At 44.2% G+C, this 19,422-nt stretch carries 24 protein-coding genes; 8 read left to right on the forward strand and 16 right to left on the reverse strand.

Going from position 1 to position 19,422, the window contains the following annotated elements; genetic code table 11:
* Positions 1-95: 95 nt before the first annotated feature.
* From G6554_RS12465 to G6554_RS12480, 4 genes are all read right to left on the reverse strand, one after another.
* On the reverse strand, positions 96-353 hold the full coding sequence (locus G6554_RS12465; protein ID WP_166242285.1) for a DUF3949 domain-containing protein: 258 nt from the start codon (positions 351-353) through the stop codon (positions 96-98).
* A gap of 33 nt (positions 354-386) precedes the next feature.
* On the reverse strand, positions 387-1,463 hold the full coding sequence (locus G6554_RS12470; RefSeq protein ID WP_166242287.1) for a hypothetical protein: 1,077 nt from the start codon (positions 1,461-1,463) through the stop codon (positions 387-389).
* A 160-nt stretch (positions 1,464-1,623) separates the two neighbouring features.
* Entirely contained in the window at positions 1,624-2,745 is a 1,122-nt protein-coding gene (locus tag G6554_RS12475) for a 3D domain-containing protein (RefSeq protein WP_166242289.1), read from the reverse strand.
* Between the two features lie 302 nt (positions 2,746-3,047).
* Positions 3,048-3,452 (reverse strand): hypothetical protein, encoded by a 405-nt coding sequence (locus tag G6554_RS12480; protein WP_166242291.1) that lies wholly within the window; start codon positions 3,450-3,452, stop codon positions 3,048-3,050.
* 210 nt (positions 3,453-3,662) lie between these two features.
* On the opposite strand from G6554_RS12480, the gene G6554_RS12485 reads away from it, so the two are divergent.
* The gene (locus tag G6554_RS12485) at positions 3,663-4,076 is read left to right on the forward strand and encodes a helix-turn-helix domain-containing protein (RefSeq protein WP_166242293.1); all 414 of its coding nucleotides are present in this window, start codon (positions 3,663-3,665) and stop codon (positions 4,074-4,076) included.
* A gap of 261 nt (positions 4,077-4,337) precedes the next feature.
* On the opposite strand, the gene G6554_RS12490 is transcribed toward G6554_RS12485, so the two are convergent.
* Both G6554_RS12490 and ssb read right to left on the reverse strand, forming a co-directional pair.
* Positions 4,338-4,562 (reverse strand): hypothetical protein, encoded by a 225-nt coding sequence (locus tag G6554_RS12490; protein WP_166242227.1) that lies wholly within the window; start codon positions 4,560-4,562, stop codon positions 4,338-4,340.
* Positions 4,552-4,923: a single-stranded DNA-binding protein gene (ssb, locus tag G6554_RS12495; protein WP_166242295.1), complete on the reverse strand. Its 372-nt coding sequence runs from the start codon at positions 4,921-4,923 to the stop codon at positions 4,552-4,554. The genes G6554_RS12490 and ssb overlap by 11 nt, the downstream gene beginning before the upstream one ends.
* 244 nt (positions 4,924-5,167) lie before the next feature.
* Between ssb and G6554_RS12500 the strand changes: the two genes are divergently transcribed.
* Complete coding sequence (locus tag G6554_RS12500; RefSeq protein ID WP_166242298.1) at positions 5,168-5,599, forward strand: YwpF-like family protein; 432 nt, start codon at positions 5,168-5,170, stop codon at positions 5,597-5,599.
* A gap of 156 nt (positions 5,600-5,755) precedes the next feature.
* Positions 5,756-6,025, forward strand: a complete 270-nt coding sequence (locus tag G6554_RS12505) for a hypothetical protein (protein WP_166242300.1) — start codon at positions 5,756-5,758, stop codon at positions 6,023-6,025.
* Positions 6,026-6,117: 92 nt separating this feature from the next.
* Here G6554_RS12505 and G6554_RS12510 read toward each other — a convergent pair whose 3' ends face one another.
* The 5 genes from G6554_RS12510 to spoIIID all read right to left on the reverse strand — a co-directional run bounded on the left by G6554_RS12510 (position 6,118) and on the right by spoIIID (position 9,308).
* Positions 6,118-6,486, reverse strand: a complete 369-nt coding sequence (locus G6554_RS12510; protein WP_166242302.1) for a hypothetical protein — start codon at positions 6,484-6,486, stop codon at positions 6,118-6,120.
* Between the two features lie 143 nt (positions 6,487-6,629).
* Complete coding sequence (gene fabZ, locus G6554_RS12515) at positions 6,630-7,064, reverse strand: 3-hydroxyacyl-ACP dehydratase FabZ (RefSeq protein WP_166242304.1); 435 nt, start codon at positions 7,062-7,064, stop codon at positions 6,630-6,632.
* 110 nt (positions 7,065-7,174) lie between these two features.
* Complete coding sequence (locus tag G6554_RS12520; protein WP_166242306.1) at positions 7,175-7,486, reverse strand: DNA-directed RNA polymerase subunit beta; 312 nt, start codon at positions 7,484-7,486, stop codon at positions 7,175-7,177.
* Positions 7,487-7,857: 371 nt separating this feature from the next.
* Positions 7,858-8,859, reverse strand: coding sequence for a rod shape-determining protein (gene mreB / locus G6554_RS12525; RefSeq protein WP_166242308.1), 1,002 nt, complete (start codon positions 8,857-8,859; stop codon positions 7,858-7,860).
* 176 nt (positions 8,860-9,035) lie between these two features.
* The gene (gene spoIIID, locus G6554_RS12530) at positions 9,036-9,308 is read right to left on the reverse strand and encodes a sporulation transcriptional regulator SpoIIID (RefSeq protein ID WP_007086083.1); all 273 of its coding nucleotides are present in this window, start codon (positions 9,306-9,308) and stop codon (positions 9,036-9,038) included.
* A 625-nt stretch (positions 9,309-9,933) separates the two neighbouring features.
* On the opposite strand from spoIIID, the gene G6554_RS12535 reads away from it, so the two are divergent.
* Entirely contained in the window at positions 9,934-10,260 is a 327-nt protein-coding gene (locus tag G6554_RS12535) for an MGMT family protein (protein ID WP_166242310.1), read from the forward strand.
* A 198-nt stretch (positions 10,261-10,458) separates the two neighbouring features.
* On the opposite strand, the gene G6554_RS12540 is transcribed toward G6554_RS12535, so the two are convergent.
* Together G6554_RS12540 and spoIIQ are read right to left on the reverse strand one after the other, a co-directional pair.
* Positions 10,459-12,486 carry a penicillin-binding transpeptidase domain-containing protein gene (locus G6554_RS12540; protein ID WP_166242312.1) on the reverse strand — a complete coding sequence of 676 codons (2,028 nt, stop codon included), beginning with the start codon at positions 12,484-12,486 and terminating at the stop codon, positions 10,459-10,461.
* A 108-nt stretch (positions 12,487-12,594) separates the two neighbouring features.
* Entirely contained in the window at positions 12,595-13,395 is an 801-nt protein-coding gene (gene spoIIQ, locus G6554_RS12545) for a stage II sporulation protein SpoIIQ (RefSeq protein WP_166242314.1), read from the reverse strand.
* Positions 13,396-13,531: 136 nt separating this feature from the next.
* Here spoIIQ and G6554_RS12550 point away from each other — a divergent pair, with 136 nt between their 5' ends.
* Both G6554_RS12550 and G6554_RS12555 read left to right on the forward strand, forming a co-directional pair.
* A complete protein-coding gene (locus tag G6554_RS12550) occupies positions 13,532-13,993 on the forward strand; it encodes a VanZ family protein (RefSeq protein WP_166242316.1) in 462 nt (153 codons plus the stop codon).
* Positions 13,983-14,555 (forward strand): dihydrofolate reductase family protein, encoded by a 573-nt coding sequence (locus tag G6554_RS12555; protein WP_166242318.1) that lies wholly within the window; start codon positions 13,983-13,985, stop codon positions 14,553-14,555. Before G6554_RS12550 ends, G6554_RS12555 begins: the two co-directional genes overlap by 11 nt.
* Positions 14,556-14,656: 101 nt before the next feature.
* Here G6554_RS12555 and spoIID read toward each other — a convergent pair whose 3' ends face one another.
* On the reverse strand, positions 14,657-15,703 hold the full coding sequence (spoIID, locus tag G6554_RS12560) for a stage II sporulation protein D (RefSeq protein ID WP_166242320.1): 1,047 nt from the start codon (positions 15,701-15,703) through the stop codon (positions 14,657-14,659).
* A 459-nt stretch (positions 15,704-16,162) separates the two neighbouring features.
* On the opposite strand from spoIID, the gene G6554_RS12565 reads away from it, so the two are divergent.
* Both G6554_RS12565 and G6554_RS25585 read left to right on the forward strand, forming a co-directional pair.
* Positions 16,163-16,333, forward strand: coding sequence for a hypothetical protein (locus G6554_RS12565; protein WP_166242322.1), 171 nt, complete (start codon positions 16,163-16,165; stop codon positions 16,331-16,333).
* Positions 16,297-16,863 carry a hypothetical protein gene (locus tag G6554_RS25585; RefSeq protein WP_207343029.1) on the forward strand — a complete coding sequence of 189 codons (567 nt, stop codon included), beginning with the start codon at positions 16,297-16,299 and terminating at the stop codon, positions 16,861-16,863. The genes G6554_RS12565 and G6554_RS25585 overlap by 37 nt, the downstream gene beginning before the upstream one ends.
* Positions 16,864-17,062: 199 nt before the next feature.
* On the opposite strand, the gene murA is transcribed toward G6554_RS25585, so the two are convergent.
* The gene (gene murA, locus G6554_RS12575) at positions 17,063-18,373 is read right to left on the reverse strand and encodes a UDP-N-acetylglucosamine 1-carboxyvinyltransferase (RefSeq protein WP_166242324.1); all 1,311 of its coding nucleotides are present in this window, start codon (positions 18,371-18,373) and stop codon (positions 17,063-17,065) included.
* A gap of 32 nt (positions 18,374-18,405) precedes the next feature.
* Positions 18,406-19,287 (reverse strand): YwmB family TATA-box binding protein, encoded by an 882-nt coding sequence (locus G6554_RS12580; protein ID WP_166242326.1) that lies wholly within the window; start codon positions 19,285-19,287, stop codon positions 18,406-18,408.
* Positions 19,288-19,422: the final 135 nt, after the last annotated feature.

The raw sequence follows: 19,422 nt of genomic DNA on the forward strand, positions 1-19,422 counted from the left end.
AAAGGTAGCTGGGTGGTTATTGGTGACAGGCACCATCCATCCAAAAGGCAGCAAAGAAAAATGCAAAGGCTCCGCGCCTTTGCATTTTTCTTTTTCTATTTATGTTTCCACTTATAAAGGATGGTTGCGAATATATTTGCGCCGATAAATAGCGGGTTTCCTTGCGCATTGAAACTCAATTGCTGTTGTTCAAAACCCATTCTGTCATACATTTCGTTCTGGCTGATTCCCTGCTCCCTCCGCTTTTGGTCCATTTTTTTCAATTCCTTCACATAGGAATACTGCATAGGTAATAGAATCAACGATAATAAAAGGTAACCGCCAAGTACTACTAACGTCACTGATAAACTCACTTGAATCTTCCCCCTTTTTCTTAACAAGCACTTTTAGACATTGCCCATGTTATTCATTTTTTCGGAGAGTGCAGTGTAAAACCTTTGCGGTTCATCAAGCCTTAGGTGCGCTTTCCTTACCCTTTTCTTAAATCCATAGAGGAGCTTAGCTTCTGCCGGTTGCACAAACTCCAACTCAAAGGTAGGTTTTTCCTTCATAAAGTCTGCTACGGTTGCATCAAAAACATGCTGCGCTTCCACTTTTGTTAATTTCTCAGGACCTTGATAATAGTGAAAACTTTTAATTTCCTTGAGAGGTACAGTTAACCTTTTCATGAAACCGACCTGCAGGTATAAATGGGTGTCGGTAATGATCATTGGACAAAGGCGAATGGCCTGGATTTCTGCTACAAAGAATAATAACGTATAAATATTTAGCCCCAATGCGATGATGGCGACCGTAGGATTCCATGAATGAAGCAGAAAGTGAAACCCGACCGATTCCAAGACAAGCGCGTGAATGAGCATAATATAGAGTGCAATCGCACCTGTTTTTTTATGATAGGTGAACGATCGCTCTCCAGATATAGGTTTCTTCCTCCAAGAGAATATGCTGTAATAAACCATCGTCATTTCGGAGAAAAAGATATCGCGCACCCGAGTGGGTCTCATCTGTTGATTCCATGCTTGTTCCATTCGATGTTGAAAGGTTGGGTTTTCCGTTGCAGCTGCGATTTCGGTTGTCCGGTAACTTCTGATGATCGCCGGAATTTTCACCAGTAGCTTAAAGATTACATAGAGCTCAACTACTAAAAACGCACCCTCGCCAGCAAATAAGATATATTTTACAAAGGAAAAGCCTAATAGGTAGATTTTTGGAATAATCAATCCTGCGGCACCATATCCCGCGATCATAACAGGCAGCACATACTTCAGCGAATAGCGTTTTCTTATGATAAAAACGTAAACAAGTAACGGCACGGTAATGATGAAGTCAAATAAGGAGCCCAATGCCATTCCAGGTGGAGGAGAGCCGGCCCATTCAGCATGATAAACCAATACATTTGAACCCATCACTAGCGTGAGTAATAAACCAAACAATAGCCACTTATTTTTAGGGATCGTTAACATATCTTCCCTCCATTACACTGGGGATTCTCGCCACACTTTCTATTTCTATTTTAACATAAATATCCAATTTTAGGATTCAAAAGAACAAAAAAAGAGACCCATCCAGGTTGATTCCCCGTGCTAGGTCTCTTTTTTGCATTCCGTGTATGATGTTAAGCTTCTAATTCAAAACTACAACTTTTACAGTTTTTCTGCCCCATGAATACGCAGCTGCCTTTGTTGGCATAAGTACATCAATTCTATGACCTTTAATGGCACCGCCTGTATCACCAGCAATGGCTACCCCGTACCCTTCTACCCATACTTTGCTGCCCATTGGGATAACGGACGGATCCACTGCAATCAATTTCATATTTGGATTGGCTGCAATATTATAGCCAGACGATGTAATGGTTCCACCATCAAATGGAGTGTATGCGGTCGCTGTAACATACATCTCTTTCCCGTTTATCGCCACACCGACATTTTCTTGAGATGGGGTTGACGAAGCGGATGCAGCAGCTCCCCGCGCACTTGCCGCTTCTTGCTCTGCACTAATTTTAGCTTGAATATCTCTCATCTGATTTTCAAGCCCGGATTTCTCCTGCTCGGCAAGCGCTACTTGCTGAGCAATTTGGGTATATCTTTCCTGCATGGCAGACAGGGTTTGTTGTCGTTTTTGCATGTTTTGATCAAGTTCTGCCTGCTGAGCAGCAAGCGCCTTTTGACCTTCTTCTAAAACCTTCTCTTGACGATCAATCTCTTCTTTATCTTTTTCAATCTGTTTAAGGTCTTCTTTTTGTGCCGTCAAAATATCTTTATCGGCATCCATTAGTTGTGACGCAGCACTGGCACGCTGGATGAAATCTGAAATACTATCAGATTCAAAGAATAGGTTCACGATCAGATTGACGTTGCTATTTTGCTGCATCGCTACTGCCCGTTTTTTCATAATATCTTGGCGGGCGAGCATTTTGTCCTCAAGCACAACAATTTCCTCTTTTTTCGCTTCGATGAGTTTGTTCGTTTCATCAATTTTCGCTTGAGTTTTTGCCATTTCTTCTTTGTTCTTTGTAATCTCATTGTAAACAGATTCTAACTCTTGCTTAATATTTTGTATTTCTTTAGTGACCGATTTCTGTTCTTGTACCTTTTGCTCTACTAATCTCTCTTTTTCGTCTAGCTGCTGCTTGGCATTATGTAGGGCATCGCTGTTTGATTGTGCATATGTAACCATTGAACCTGATACACATAACATCATGGTAAGTAACACGAGAATGATACGCTTTCTTGTCGTTTGCATACACTTTCTCCTTTCCTTAGTACCCTATTTATAACAAACCAATGTACCAGTTATGTTACAAAAATATTAAATGTGTATCACATTTTGTCTTAATCCTCCGAAAAAGTGTCAAATCTGTGGCATAACAGTGTCTACTTTTGGGGTAATTTCGTTGTCACTACGGACATAGCACTAAGGGTGACAGGCACCATTCATGGACAGTGTCCATGTAGGGCGGACAGCTCATCATGAGCAATGAGTGGGGAATACAAAAAAGGCCCCGGTTGTTGTTTCCGGTGGCCCCTTCATTCATCTTTTCCGATTTATGGTAGATCCCCCACAAGTTTCTTCTCCTCTGACACGACCTGCACTTTCTCTCGCTTGCCCATCCGTTTTTTACGCAATGGTGGAATTCTTAGGAAGGAAATCTTACTCCCTTCTTTAATCGCAAAATCCGCTAACACGTCGAAGGCATCCTCTTCTGTTAGCAATCGACCACCCTCAGCAATCGAAAGCGATCGTTCATCAAGATTAAACTCTACATTGCAATCCCGAAAATAAAAGGAAATATTTGCATTATCATCTAGTGGGATGGTTCGGTAGGGAGAGTTCTTAGTTGATTTGGGTATTAGTTGCCCTTCTTCAAATGAGCTGGTTTTGCATGTGATCTGTAATTCTTGGTTTGTAGCTTTTTTACCAATCAGGATGATGGAACTGGTGTTATTCAAATAAAGGACCTCCATTAATTTACAATTATCGAACATTATTATTCGACAATACTATTCATTTTCCTGCACGCCCCCTATCCAATAGAATCCTTTTTCAAAGGGTGTGCACGTTTTTCACAATCATCAATGTGCACAACTGTCACATTTGGTCTTTGCACACTTTTAAACCGTTAAGTTAAAAACATCAATGTTATGACGGCGGTGAAAAGGATGTCTTTATCGAAAAAATTAAGGGAACTGCGCGACAAGCAAAACTGGTCGCAGGAAACACTGGCTAACATGATGAACATGCACCGTTCGACAGTCAGTCGTTATGAAACAGGGAAAGCGATACCGAATTACCAAACAGTTATTCGTTTTGCGGAAGTATATAATGTAGAGAAGGACTACCTGGTGGAAGAGCTTGATCAGTTGCTGCCAAACGTTGAGGCCCCCGGATTTGTGCTGAAGGAAAATCCGGAGGATCCGGACATTGGACTGATTTTGAAGCTTGTGGAACTGGAACCGGAATTAAAAAAGGCTCTTGTTGACCTTTCCCTCATCGGTCCGAAACGCAGGAGTTTTTATGCAGACTGTATTGTAAACTTTATTAAGTTAGATAAACGTCATAAGGACAAAATGTAACATCGAAGAAGCCGCTGACACATGTTCAGCGGCTTCTTTTTAAAAAAACAGGGGGGTTTTTTACTAGTTTTCCCGGGCCGCTGATTTTTATACTTTCTCTTTATAAAAAAAATCCGGCAATGGCTGCCGGACGGAAAAATGAGGATGATAACGGAGGCGTGCTTGATTTTCTCTAACAACCGGAACCAGTGCGAGGGAAGTCTTTTCAAAAAACAATTCATGAAGCAGATCTGTGGTGTATTTGGTCGAGTAATCCAGGATTCAAAGGTGTATGGGAAATTTGTTTGCAGATTCGTGCGGGTATCTGGAGTAGATTTGAATGGGGCCACGTTCCTTGTTCTCTAGTTGCTGCTCTCTTATAAGCCATTCCAATTGACTGACGCGTTTCTGCAGGCTGTCGACATTTTTATTGGCCTTTCCCACCATTTTAATTAAGCTTTCCAGCAGTTGCTCCAGGTTGTTGACAGCGTCATCATTAATTTCCAACTGGCATTTCCTCCTTTTTGGGCTCAGGCGAAGCATCATGTGGTTTGGCGCTCAGGAAACGGACCGTTTCAGCCACCACCTCTGTAACATACACCCTTTTGCCTTCTTTGTTATCATAATGGCGGGTTTGGAGTCTGCCCGTAATCCCGATAACTGATCCTTTTCGACAATAGTGGCACGTATTTTCCGCGGCCTTCCGCCATAATGTGCACGGTACAAAATCGGCCTCAATTTCACCATTATGGTTGCGAAAGTGGCGATTTACTGCCAGCGATATTTGTGATACAGCCGTCCCATCCGGCGTCTTTTTTAATTCCGGATCCCGCGTCAGCCGACCAACAAGTGTAACCTGATTTATCATTCTTTCAACTCCTTTTTCTTTGATGGTTCTATCATAGTCCCAAGGTCTGATTGTTGTAAAATAGCGATAATGCGTTTATCAGCGTGGTTTTTGTCAAAGACTGCCGGTTATCACCCCTTTTTTTGTCAAAAAATAGGGACTTTTTTCACATAAGGCAGTTTCTGCAAATTTCAACAAATATTTTTCGACATTTGTTTTTCTGTCGCGTATGTTATAATTTAGGAAAAATAAACAGGAGGCTGCTATGAAATCGTTTAAGTTGTACTCATTGGATGTCGTTGGCGATCATTCTTCTGTCGAGGTGCCATTAGTAGATGGCTTGATTTTAAATAAGGAGGACGAACACTCCACCTGGCTGCTCGAGGCGTATACAAACATGTCCCTCTATGATTATTTTAAAAAAATTTCCGAGCAGAATCAGGATATTATTGTGGAAGCGGTGATCACGAAGAAGGAGAACGCTCCGGCCTATTTTCAAACCAAGATTTCCTCTCTGCTTAAGTTTGAAAACTACATTAGCGTCTTGTTTGAAGGCCATTTGCGCCGCAATAAAAGCGATTATTCCGAGCTCCTGCTCGACAATTTGATGCAAAAGGGGCTGGAAGGCGAAGATCTCCTCAGGGAATTCAAGGAAAAGATAAAGAGCAAACCAAAAATTAAAGTAAAAAATCCTTAATCTGTTTGCTAGACATTCGTTCGACAAAAGCCGCCAGTCCTCGGACTGGTTTTTTCTTTTGGATAAAATTCGGGGGATTATTTACATTTTTGTTGATTTTCTGCCAATTATTGTGATATTAATAGTATTGGTAAATTTTTATATAAAGGGGGAAACATGTTGAAAGGATCATTTGGACTTATCATCGGTATTATAATTGCTATTTTTTTATACCTTGATGCGCCGAAGCACAATAAAAGTCGCTGGCTTTGGGCTATTTTAGGTTTTTTCTTTGGCCCCATTGCCTTAGGGATTTATTTCATTCGAACAGGACGCAAAGTTCTCGGCTGGATTATAACCATCGTATCCATACTGCTTTACATCATAATCATCGTCTCTATTATTTTACTAGTAGTAGCATTAGTAGCAACCGGCGGCGAATTCTAAAGGGTGTCAGGCACCATTTGAGCACTTGCCACTGTCAATACCGTATAAAGGGTGTCAGGCACCAAGAAATAGCCGCCTGCCACCCTTTCTTTTTATTCGTCTTTGTTGTCTGCGTCGTTTCTGTCGATGTCATCCTCGATGATGTCTTCTCTTGGTGTATTGTTGTCCTTACCCGGGTCTTTGTCGGTATCCGTATTTTTGTCTTCTGACTCTGGATAGTGATGATCGTTGTTCAAGTTGTTGTTCCGATCGAAGTTATCGTTCAAATTGTTATTCCGATTGAAGTTATCATTCAAGTCGTTGTTCCGATCGAAATTATCATTTAAATCATTGTCCGCCGGTGTGTTCACATTATTATTTGTTGGTGGTGGCGGATTTTGATCATCATTATTGTTACAGCCAACAAGCAGCACCCCGGATAGGACAGAACCTGCGAGTAATAAAAATAACTTTCTCTTCAAGCGAAAAGCCCCTTTCACTAAATAATTGACCGCTGAGATGTAATGGTCTGTTTTTAGCTTCCCCACTGTGAAAAAATTGTTGACAGGAACATTTATCCACGAAAAAAACGACCAGGATCGAGATCCCAGTCGTTTATCCAACATTATTCTTTTTTGTCCCCTAACGCAAACGTGATTTCTGCTTCACAAGCAACCTCGCCATCAACGGTCGCAACGGCTTTGCCTTTGCCGATCGGCCCGCGGATCCGCACCATTTCTACTTCAAGGCGAAGCTGGTCGCCGGGTTTTACTTGCCTTTTAAAGCGGCAATTGTCAATTCCTGCAAAAAAAGCTAAGCGGCCGCGATTTTCTTCCTTTTTCAAAACGGCGACTGCCCCTACCTGCGCAAGAGCTTCCACGATTAAAACACCCGGCATGACAGGATAATCCGGAAAGTGGCCATTGAAAAATTCCTCGTTGGCAGAAACGTTTTTAATTCCAACAGCTCGTTTTCCTTCCTCCACCTCTAAAATACGGTCAACCAATAAAAACGGATAGCGGTGCGGAATAATTTCTTTAATTTGTTCAATATCAAGCATGTAATTAGTACCTCCTACTAGGAACAAGTATTTACCCCTTATTCTACTATTAATGATAGACAAAAGGAAAGGGCAATCCGGGTCCCTTCCCTATTTTTCCTGTATTACCGCTATTTCTTATCCACTAAATCAAGTATATGCGTCCATGTTGACTCTTTAAACACATCTGCCATTTTTCCGCCGCCGAGCACGCCGTACCCCACAGCCGCACCAGCTACCACACTGACAAAGATGAAAACAACCAAAAGCAGCAAACGAAGCCAAATGGGAATCATGCGAATTCGGATGCGTTTAGTTGGACTTGGAACGGCATCCGCCTTTTCCACATTCACTAGTCTTTTTTCGTGGTCAGCATCGTGGTTACCTTTTTTATATTCTTCTCTCGTCCTTGCTTGCTGCTGGTTTAGATTATCTGCAGACATTCCTTATTCCCCTTTAACCGAATTCCGTTCGGATCACAAGTTTACTTCCTATTATATCCTAATTATTTTATAAAAATTTCTTTACAAAAAGTCCATTTTCTCTATTATAAAAAATTATTCACGATAACACATTAATATTTTACAGAAAAAAGTCAATTCTTGCAAAAAAGGATAGATTTTTGGCGAAAAATTGATGATCGGACCCAGGGTCCAGCCAAAAAAAGCCCAATGAGCGAGGCTTGTCCTGCCTGCTACATTGGACTTTTTATATGGTAAGATGTCCTACGACCCAAATCAAGAAGATTGTTGTCGAACATCATTTACCAATCCGAACTCCTCTTAGGAGCCAGATTTACTTTTCCAAAAAAGGTTTACCCTAATTTCCGATTAGGAATGCGGTCGATATTATCCAGCATGATCCCGGTGCCTATTGCCACACAGTCCATTGGATTTTCCGCAACAAGCACAGGTACCTTCAGCTCTTCTGCAAGCAGCATGTCGATGCCGTGCAGCAATGCGCCGCCGCCAGTTAAAATGACGCCGCGGTCAATGATGTCAGCTGAAAGCTCTGGTGGTGTGCGCTCAAGAACGCTTTTTGCCGCCTGAACGATCACAGCAACTGATTCTCTTAATGCGCCTTCGATTTCTTCAGAACGAACTGTAATCGTGCGCGGTAGACCACTCACCATGTCACGGCCGCGGATTTCCATTTCCTCCGAACGAGAACCTGGGAATACGGTGCCGATATTGATTTTAATATTTTCAGACGTGCGCTCACCGATCAACAGCTTGTACTCGCGCTTGATGTAGTTGAGAATTTCCATGTCAAACTTGTCGCCGGCCATTTTGATGGAGGAAGAAGTCACGATATCGCCCATTGAAAGCACAGCAACGTCCGTTGTTCCTCCCCCGATGTCTACTACCATATTTCCGCTTGGCTGGAAGATGTCCATTCCAGCACCAATTGCTGCCACTTTTGGCTCTTCTTCAAGGTAAATCTTTTTGCCGCCGCTTTTTTCAGCAGCTTCCTTAATAGCCTTTTGCTCAACACTTGTAATGTTCGTTGGGCAGCAGATTAAAATGCGCGGCTTCGATAAAAAGCCCTTAACGTTTAGTTTATTAATAAAATGCTTTAACATTGCTTCTGTTACATCAAAATCTGCAATCACGCCGTCTTTTAACGGGCGGATGGCGACGATGTTTCCTGGTGTCCGGCCAACCATGCGGCGAGCTTCCTCACCTACAGCTAAAACGCGGTTTGAATTTTTATCAATTGCCACGACGGAAGGTTCATTCAGCACAATTCCACGGCCTTTTACGTGAATTAGCACGTTGGCCGTTCCTAAGTCAATTCCAATATCCCTTGCAAACATTCTTTTTTCGTTCCTCCTTGGAGACAAAATCCACATACTTTTCCTAATTGTCTATTCTACCATATTCATTAAAATTTCCATAACGATTTAATAAAAATACGTAGACTTTTGTGGAAATGTGTCGGTAGAGGAGGAATTTTTTTAAAAGTGGTACTGTTTGAAGAAAAAAAGGCTGTTTATTTAACAGCCTCCCCTTCCTTTTCTTCTTTTTGATATTTCATTTTTGTCGCCTCTCCACCCCTGAGATGACGGATCGATTTATGATAATCTAGAATTTCTTTAACCTCGTTTGCCAGCTCTGGATTAATTTCAGGAAGTCTCTCTGTTAGATCCTTATGGACTGTACTTTTGGATACGCCAAACTCCTTCGCAATCACGCGAACCGTTTTCCTCGTCTCCACGATATACTTTCCAATCTTGATAGTTCTCTCTTTGATGTAATCGTGCACACTCTCGCCCTCCCTAATATGGATGTGAGTAGTGTGAAATGAGACCCGCTTATCACTTCGACGAATACTGCTTCCGCACAGTTATAAAGGTGTGTGTTGTGTAAATGGTGCCTGTCACCGTTTACACTATTGCTGTCTCCTAAATGGTGCCTGTCACCATTAGTACTATTTACACCATGCGGCAGAAAGTATTACCCTTCTGACAATACAATGAATAATCATGTCTCCGACTGAATGCCCGCTAATTTCAAACGACTCTTCACCTCAAACACTCTCTTTGTAAAGGTTTGTAACCATTTTATTAGCTTGGATACGGGTTTATGCACAAAATCCACAATCGGGACAAGGGTGTTCGTCGGATCTTTTGAAAATAGGACAATTTCACTTTTTTCGACATTCGGGGGAATGCACGTGTCCCAAGGGGTTTCTCGAGGAAATCGTCTGCGGATGTCGTTATTTCCCGAGAAATTTGTCGAGCGAAAAAATGATTTTAAACCACTTAATATCAGTATTTCTGGTTCAAACTCGCCTAATATGAGGCAAATTTCGATTCCTTTTCAGCAAGCTTCAGCACATTTCAAGTATAATGGGAGAAAATAAATGTTCATCAGAAAGGATCATCCCTATGACACCTTTTACAGCAGCAGTAGTGGAAATTATTCAAAACATACCAGAAGGTAAGATTATGACTTATGGACAGATCGCCGGGCTTGCCGGAAGCCCTCGTGCAGCCCGCCAGGTCGTCCGCATCCTTCATTCCATGAGTCAGAAACACCACCTACCCTGGCACCGGGTCATCAATGCTAAGGGTCAAATTGCCATTCAGGAGGACGATTCCTACAATGAGCAGTGGATGTCGCTTGAAGCGGAGGGTGTCCAGGTAGGGTTGAACGGAGTAATCGATTTGCGGAGATATCAGTGGCATCCCGAGCAGGTTTTTATCGAAGAATAAGCTAGGGTGGGAAACCTAACGTGAAGAATAAATCCCGAAAGGTGACAAGTAAATCTCCAAAACCCGAGAGTAAATTGTTCAAAGTGGACAGGAAAGTGGTTAGCCGCTTACTACTGTCCTTTCAGTCGGCCCAAATAACAAAAGGCCCCGCTAGTGGTGTAGCTAACACTACCACCACTAGCAAGGCCCCGCTGAACACTATTTGATTTTCATAAAGACATTTTTGACCATCTTCACCGGAATTCCGGAGCCGCCGCGACCTTGGACACCTTCGACCATCATCGCGACCATCAGCCGCGGATCGTCAGGGTTGTATGCGATGAACCAGCCGTTTTCTGTCCCAGTTTCGCCTTGCTTTAGCTTCATCTCCGCCGTGCCCGTCTTGCCCGCCAACGGATAATCCGCCATCTCCGCCGCATGTGCCGTACCTGCCGCGTCACCCACGACTTTCCGTAAATCTGCCGCAATCAGCCCCGCATGCTCTGCCGAGACCGCCGCCTCCTTCAGCACCTGCCCCTGCGCCTCATCCGCCAGCAAGATCGGCTTGATCATATTGCCGTCGTTGCCACTCACAAACGGTGTATAGGACGCAAGCAAATGAACCACACTCATCTGGACCTGCCCTTGCCCATAGCCCGAATCCGCAAGCGCAATCTCATTGTCAAGGCCGCCAATCACGGACTTCTCAAGCGGGAACGGATATCCGAGGTCCTCCTCAAAGCCAAACTTCTTCAACCCATCCGTAAATCCTTGTTTCCCTATTTTCAGCGCCGCCTGGGCAAAATATATATTGTCGGAATACACGAGGGCTTTTTCCAAATTCACCGGATCCGTCCCGGCATGCACCCGCGTCACAAAGTAACCGCCCCACGATTTATCCTTCTGCCATTGCTTGCCAAGAATCGGCACTCCCTCCTCAGGCTTAATCGAACCACCTGCCAAGCCCACCGCAGCTGTCAGCGGCTTCATTACCGAGCCTGGTGCATATGCTTGCTTAAACCGCGTCGTCAACGGCTTTCGCGGGTCATCTTGCAACCCTTTCCATTCCTCCGCTGAGAACCCTAGCACCGCCTGATTCGGGTCAAACGACGGGCTGCTGACAAGCGCAAGTGTCTCACCGGTCACAGGATTCATCACCGCTGCCGTCCCGGCCTCACCCGATGTACCGGCTGCACCCTCAGCACTAGCACCCGTCATCTCCGCAAACACGGCCTCCTGCACATCGGCATCAATCGTCAACTTTACATTTTTCCCATCCACCACCGGCTTTTCGGCCAGCACCGCATCCCCAGACTTCTTCTTCATCACAATCTTCACGCCGCTCGTGCCCTTCAGCTGCTCATCCAGCACCTGCTCAAGCCCGCGCTTCCCAATCACATCTTTGTCCGTGTAGCCCTTGTCCTTCCGCTTCTCCAATTCGTCCGCCGTTATCGAGCCCACATACCCCACTAACTGTGCCGCGGCTGCCCCGAAAGGATACACCCGTGCCTCCACCTTCCGCGTCTGCACCGGCTCTAGCGCCACCAACTGCGCAATCCGCTCCTGGTCATCCATCGACACCTTCTTGAGCGGCACAAACAGCCCCGGCTTCACCCAGTTCGCCCCGAGCGCCTTTGTAATCTGCTCCTTCGGCATCCCCAGCAGCGCCGAAAGCGACTCTAGAACCGCCGGATCTTCCTTTCCGGCTACCACGCCAACCTCATACACCTGCCCATTGACCGCCATCCCGTCCCCATCGCGATCCACAATCTCCCCGCGTTTCGGGGCAACCGTACTGAGGCCAATCGTATCGCCCTCTTTCAATTCTGGAAAAATGAATCCAGTATTCCAGTCTAGATACCAGTTCTTCTTATCGTCTCTTTTTTCTTCTTGTAACTTCGCTTTTTGGCTAAAATGAATAGGTCCTGCGATGCTGTTCATTTTTGCACTAAAAGAATAGGTAACCTTCTCCTTCGCATCTTTATCCTCTTTTGGTTTTTTGAAATCAATCTTGAGGCCTGTAATCTGAAGATCTTCGTATATTTTTTGATAGCGAGTGGTAAACTCATCTTTGGTGATCGTCTGTTTTGCATCATTAGAAAGGTAATCATACATCTTCGTAAACTTTTGTTTGTTCCAAAGTGCTATGTAGTCGGAAAATCGCTCCTCCGGTGTCGGTTCTTTGCTGCAGCCGGCAATCGAGGCCATCACGACAAGCAGCAACAGAATCCCTATTATTTTTTTCAAACATAATCCCTCCCTTTTCTACCATTATAAACAATATGCTAGAAATAGGAAAAAAATCCGAATATAAAAAAAAGAGGAAAAGTATTCCCCTTCCCCTTTGATACGCTATTAAGAGTTTTGATTATCTGTAGTATTGGTTGATTCGTCTTCAGTGTCGGAAGCAGGATCATCAATCTTTTGTTCTTCTTGCTTCTTTTTCGGCATTTCTGTAGACTCGGTATTTTCCTGCAACGAGCTCAATGGTTTATCAAAGTAGCTTGTTGGGTTAACTGCCACGCCGTCTTTACGAATTTCAAAATGTACATGTGTTCCAGCTTTTTCATTGAACAAGCTTTGCCCAGCCTTGGCAAGAACATGTCCCTGTTTTACTTGCTCGCCAACCGTTACTTTTATGTCTTTAACGGATTGGTATTGTGTTACAATACCATTGTCGTGCTCAATTTCAATGACGTTCCCGAGGGTTGCATCTTCTTCTACACGTTTGACGGTTCCGCTAAGTGATGCCGTGACATCAAACGTTTCACCGTTTTTCAACGCCAAGTCAATACCTGTGTTTTGTTGGTACGTATTGTTGTAAAATACTAATGCTGATTCCTGGTCTTCTGCTTTGCCTTGGAAATCATAGAACTTGGTTTTCACAACTGCTTCAGTGGCTTTGTCCACCGGCATTTTAAAGTTTTCAAATGGCTTGTTGACTTCAACCGCTGGTGTTTGGTCCTTTTTACCGGCAAGGTCCGTAGACTTGTAATCATACTTATCGGTGTTGCTGCTGCTTGCTTGATACCAAAGAACCCCGGTTAAAATGATTGCTGCACTTGCGATATAGATGGCTGGAAATACCCAACGCTTTTTGAAAAAGCGTTTTACGCTGGAACTTTGAGAAGATCGTTTGTTTTCTTCCTCTCTCATTTTCATCACCTCAGCAATCATTCTGAACAGATAACTAGAATTATATACACTAGTCCAAAAATTTTTTTAAAACTTATTTTTCGACAGCGCGAGGGTTTTTATGCATTTATTTTTAAAATTTATCGGAGGTACTGATATGAAAGTCTTAAAATGGGTGCTGCGACTGCTGCCCTTACTCTACATGGCGGCGGTATTTATTCAATCAAGCCTGCCATCTAATCAATTTGTTGAGCTGCCCAATTCCTTTATCGACCGCAATCTGAAAGAGTCGCTCCATTTAATAGAGTTCGCGATATTATACTTTTTACTCGTGCTCGCCTTTCTGACACGCAGCCGCCCGTTCACGTCTTCTTTAAACGTGGCCTGTGCCCTTTTCGCAGCCCTTTACGGTGTTAGTGATGAATTCCATCAATCCTTCTACGCCTACCGCTCGGCTTCATGGTTTGACCTCGTCAAAGATTTCACTGGAATTAGCGTTAGCTTCTATTTTGTGCGCGGGGCCCTGTTTAAAGGGAAGTTTATGCGGCTTGCGGGACTGCTCGGGCGGGTTCACGTGGTAACTGGGAATGATAAAAGGAGGAAGAGTTATGACAAATAACGTAAACCAGAGAAGAATTATTTTAGATTTAGCGGTTACGTTAGATGGTTTTATTGAAGGGAAAAATGGAGAAGTTGATTGGTGCATCATGGATCCTGAAATGGGGTTTACTGATTTCTTGAATCAAATTGATACCATTTTTTATGGTAGAAAAAGCTACGATTTATGGGGACAATATACTCCAAAAAGAAGTGATGACCCGGATACCGAAAAGGAAATGTGGAAATTGGTCCATAGTAAAAAGAAATATGTTTTTTCCAGAACACAAAAAGTGACTGATCATCAAGCCATCTTTATCAATGATTCTATTCTGGAAGAAGTAAATAAATTGAAGAACACGTCTGGTAAAGACATCTGGCTCTATGGTGGAGCGAGTCTCATTACCACTTTTATCAATTTGGGGCTTGTTGATGAATTTAGATTATCTGTTCACCCTGTTGTTTTGGGAGAAGGAAAACCGCTGTTTATGGATGTAAAACAGAGAATCCATTTAAAAATGATTCAGACAAGAACATTCTCCTCTGGTGTGGTGCAAATGATCTATCGTTGTGATGGTAACTAAATTTATGAGGGATACTCGAAAGTCGTTTCATCTATTGAACTAGGGGGTATCCCCAAACATAAAAGCCAGGCTCAAAGGCCTGGCTCCATCCATAATAAAACCTATTTCTGTGCCGTAAGTGTTGCAAGCATCGGATCCGCTGGTGAAATCTCCACACCTTGATAATAGTGCTTCACAATCTCTTGATAATCAGCACCCTCCTCAGCCATGCCATTCGCGCCGTACTGGCTCATACCAACGCCATGACCGAAGCCTTTTGTCGTAATGACAATATTGTCACCCTTCCGCTCCCAGACAAAGTCAGACGACCGCAAATCTAGTTTGTCTCGGACATCCTTTCCAGTTAGAACCTTCCCATTAAAATCTACTTTTCCGACACGCTTGCCGGTTGTGCGCTCGACAATTTTTCCAATTGTGGATCCGGCACCAATCTTCACACCAAGCAATGATTCAAACTCTTTAACAGGCAACACCTTTTGTGAGGTAAATTTCGGTGATTGTTTATCCCAAGGGCTCGATACACTTCTTAAATAAGGAAATTTACTTGGCCAATAGTCCTCTGAGTTCTCGGTATACCCATTGCTCGTTGAGAAAAACAGAGCATCAATCGGTTTTCCATCGTAAGTTAAAATCTGCCCCCCTGTTGCCCGGACAGCATCCAAAATCTTTTTCCTTTTCCATTCATAATCAGCGCCCCATTGCTTCCTTAACTCATCATCATTTTTATATACTTGATTGTTTTGTGTGTCGGTGACCTGCGCTCCTTTTGGTACACCAATTGTATCTTTGTTAACTAGTCTATTTACGATATAGGTTCTTGCCGCCAGCGCCTGCGCCTTCAAAGCTTCCTCTTTAAAATCCGCATTCATTTCCGCCGCCACCACACCAACAAGATAGTTTTCTAATTGGACAGTCTCAATTTTCGATTTGGCCGAACGGAATACCGCGACTTCAACCGCAGGATCCGTGGCTTGAGGAGTGGCATTCGCCTCTTTTGTCTGGGAGCCCCCCTTCTTCGTTAAGTCTTCCCCTAATTTCCCGCTCGCCTGATGCTCGCCTGAAAAGGGTAACACGAGCACGGCCGGAATGATAAGGGTCAGGGCAATAAGAAGCGATGCTAGTACGATGAGTGGTTTGAATTTTTTCATGATTGTGCCTCCAGTGTGAAAAATTCGCAGCCGGCAACCATTCAGCCGGGATACGTCTCCATTCATACATATGGAAGCGGACAAGCATTTATTACAGATATTTTCTTAAAACCGAGCGTGGTGTTAGGCACATACATCTACTGGATCACGCACCCATTCTTTTAAATAGGGGCTTGTAGACCTAGTTATTTAACCATCCACAAAAAGGAATATGGCATAGGCTAATGTAAACATCACATTTTTTTAATAAGGGGAATAGGCGTATGCACCAGTATTGGTATGAGAGTTCAAATGGGAGCCGGCAGCAATTTACTAACCATATTTCAGGTTTAAAGGGTTTTCAGCGTATTGAACAACCACTTGTTAATGATACTTCACCCCTCAGTCACATGAGTTTGGCAGCACAAGAGCCTTCTTCCAGTTGGACAACACCGGCTGACAATAAGGACCATACCTCTCATGGACACAACGGGATACCGATACTGTCGATTGATCATGACGATTGGCAGTCACATGAACAGCTTGCCAACTGGCTGCAACTTCCCGAACAGCCGAGTTCCACGTCGCTGCCGCAAAAACAACTCGGGACTTGGTTGCCGCCGGTTGAAAATGACGATTGGGAATCGGTAGAGCAGCCGGCCAACTGGCCGCAGCTTCCTAAACATCCAGGTTACGCACCTCAAGGAAACCACACTCCTTGGGTGCAACCCATACCAATCAACCATGCCGGTAAGATCGCACAAGTACAAGGACAGCCTCCAGGTTGGGCTCAACCCCCTGGCAATATGGGGTTCAATACTCAAAAGCCGTCCTTCCCTTGGGGTCAACTGCATCCAGTCCATCCTGCAGGGATAGGGATGCCCGCACACGGACATCTTGCCGCTTTGCCACAGCATCCCATTAGTCCTTTCGGTTACGGTTATGGAGCCAATGCTAATGGACAGCAGGCGAACTGGAACGGCTTTGGAACCCCTGCAGGCTGGGGAGGACAGGGTCACCCCATGGGATGGGGTGCTCCGTGGGCCCCGATGGGATGGGGGAATAACCAAGGAAAAGGCCAGCCAGGAATACTTGAAGGCTTACTTAAAGTGGGAAAAGGCACCATGGGCGGAATAGGGATGATTAGCGGCCTAATCAGTATGGGAAAATTCCTATTTTAGCAACTTAGACCAAGGGGACCGATCGTGATAACGAGATAACCATTTTGCAAAAGAGAAAAACGGTGACAGGCACCAATTCCACCACAGCCACACTAAAAAACCTCAGAACAACAAAAAATCCCGAAGGATGCGCCAATCCAGTCTGATATCAGACCACCGCAACCTTCGGGATTCTCCGTAAAACCGTAACACCTATCTATTATGCATTCATATCCGAAATATATTTCTCGACTTCAACAAAGATTTCGTCTGCTTCTTTCACACGTTCGATGTCAGCGCCTAAGCCTGCCAACTTGCCGTGGAAGTTCACGTAGCCACGATCTAAGTGTTTCAACTCCGTCACGCGTGTCACGCCTTCAGACACCAATCCCGTTAAAATCAACGCTGCCGCTGCCCGTAAATCTGTCGCGGACACCTCAGCACCCTGCAAATTCGATGGACCCGTTAAAATAACCGAACGGCCTTCAATTTTAATTTCCGCATTCATGCGGCGGAATTCCTCAACGTGCATGAAACGGTTCTCGAACACCGTTTCCGTAATCATCGAAGTCCCCTGTGCACGAAGCAATAACGCCATCATTTGCGACTGCATATCCGTCGGGAAACCCGGATGCGGCATCGTTTTAATATCGACCGCCTTCAACTGTTCGGGACCGATGACACGAACGCCATCATGTTCCTCCACAATCGTCACACCCATCTCTTCCATCTTCGCAATCAAAGAGGATAAATGTTCCGGAACCGCTCCCTGCACCAATACATTTCCACCCGTAATCGCCGCAGCTACCATAAACGTACCTGCCTCAATCCGGTCTGGAATAATCGCATGATCTGCGCCAAATAACACATCAACGCCCTCAATGCGAAGAGTACCCGTGCCGGCACCTCTCACGCGAGCGCCCATTTTATTTAAGAAATTGGCCAAATCTACAATTTCTGGTTCTTTTGCGACGTTTTCAATGATCGTCGTGCCTTGTGCAAGAGTCGCCGCCATCATAATGTTTTCTGTTGCACCAACACTTGGGAAATCCAAGTAAATCTTAGCTCCCTTTAAGCGGCCATCAACCTCCGCATCAATAAAGCCATTTCCTACCTTCACCTTCGCACCCATGGCCTCAAAACCCTTTAGATGCTGATCAATAGGACGTGATCCTATCGCACAGCCACCAGGTAAGGCGACACGAGCTCGGCCGTTACGAGCGAGTAATGATCCCATGACAAGAACAGACGCACGCATTTTACGTACGTATTCGAATGGAGCCTCATCTTTTAACACTCTGGATGCATCCACAACCACTGAATTATTGTCAAATACCACTTCAGCATTTAAGTTCCGTAAAACTTCATTAATTGTAAATACATCGGAGAGTGTAGGTACATCACGAATTACACTTTTTCCATCACTTGCTAATAATGTTGCAGCGATAACAGGCAGCACGGCATTTTTTGCACCTTCTACTTTAACCGTTCCATAAAGCCTTTGTCCGCCGCGGACGATGATCTTTTCCAAGAGTATTCCCCTCCGCGTCCATTTTCTCTATATTAATATTCAATCGTAATGATTGGTGTGCCAACTACAACCGTAGTCTTTCCGCCCAATCCTTCGGAGCGTACGCCAATTTGTAAATTCATGTTATTTTTTTGTTCATCTATGGAGCCTGAAAACATCGGCGATATCGCCGAAACAGACATGAAAGTCTCCTCTTTTAACGCTTCGACCTCTTTAGCATTAAAACCGGCCAGCAACTTCCTCACCGTCACCGGTAAAGCCTCATCAATCTTATCACTGAAAACGCCTTTCATACAAGAGAAAACTGTAGGTTCCCCTCGAAATATGTCAGTTAACCTATTTTTAAAATCATCCCTAGATAAAAAGGCCTGAGAAGACTCGTTCCACTCCTTACCACTGACACTATATACTATATACGCATTAACAGGTTGTTTTGTGTGGGTAGCCATCAGTTGAAGCATTTCTTTGTGGTGTTTGGATGGAGATATTGCCGTTACTTCCCATTTCTGGCTGGTGTTCGTCACAGACCATTCCCAATCAGGAAACTTCCGCCGCAGCACGTCCGCATAATCCTGGACCTCCTGCACACTTTCCATTCCAACAACATGTTCCCGTGCATAAAAAGACCATTCATCGAGCAAAATATCTTCGGCATGTAAAACAGCGCCCATTTTCGCTAAATCCTTTTGAAAAATGGACAAGCTGCCGTCCGTATGATTTTTCAAATTAACAGGAGTGACACCTACGGCGCCCTTACCTACGGTTTGAAAAAGTTCTTTGCCGGCTTCGATCGTTGTTTCAGCGCGAAGAAAATCTAGACCGCTCTTTGCTTCTGTCGTTCGGTTCCCAATCACAACAAGGATCAAACTCAAAATCGTCACGATATATAAAAACATCTTGCTATTTCTCTTCATCTCTACTCCCCCTTACTACCAGTGTTGCCAGGTAGCAAGAGAGCAATACTTGGGAAATGTCGTCACTTTTTGACAAGTTCCAAGGTTCTATTTAAAAACGAAAGAGAACTTTTTCAGCCATTCCAAATTTGGGAC

Origin of the sequence: Bacillus sp. MM2020_4, assembly GCF_011250555.1 — a bacterium.
Classification (GTDB): Bacteria; Bacillota; Bacilli; order Bacillales; family Cytobacillaceae; genus Neobacillus.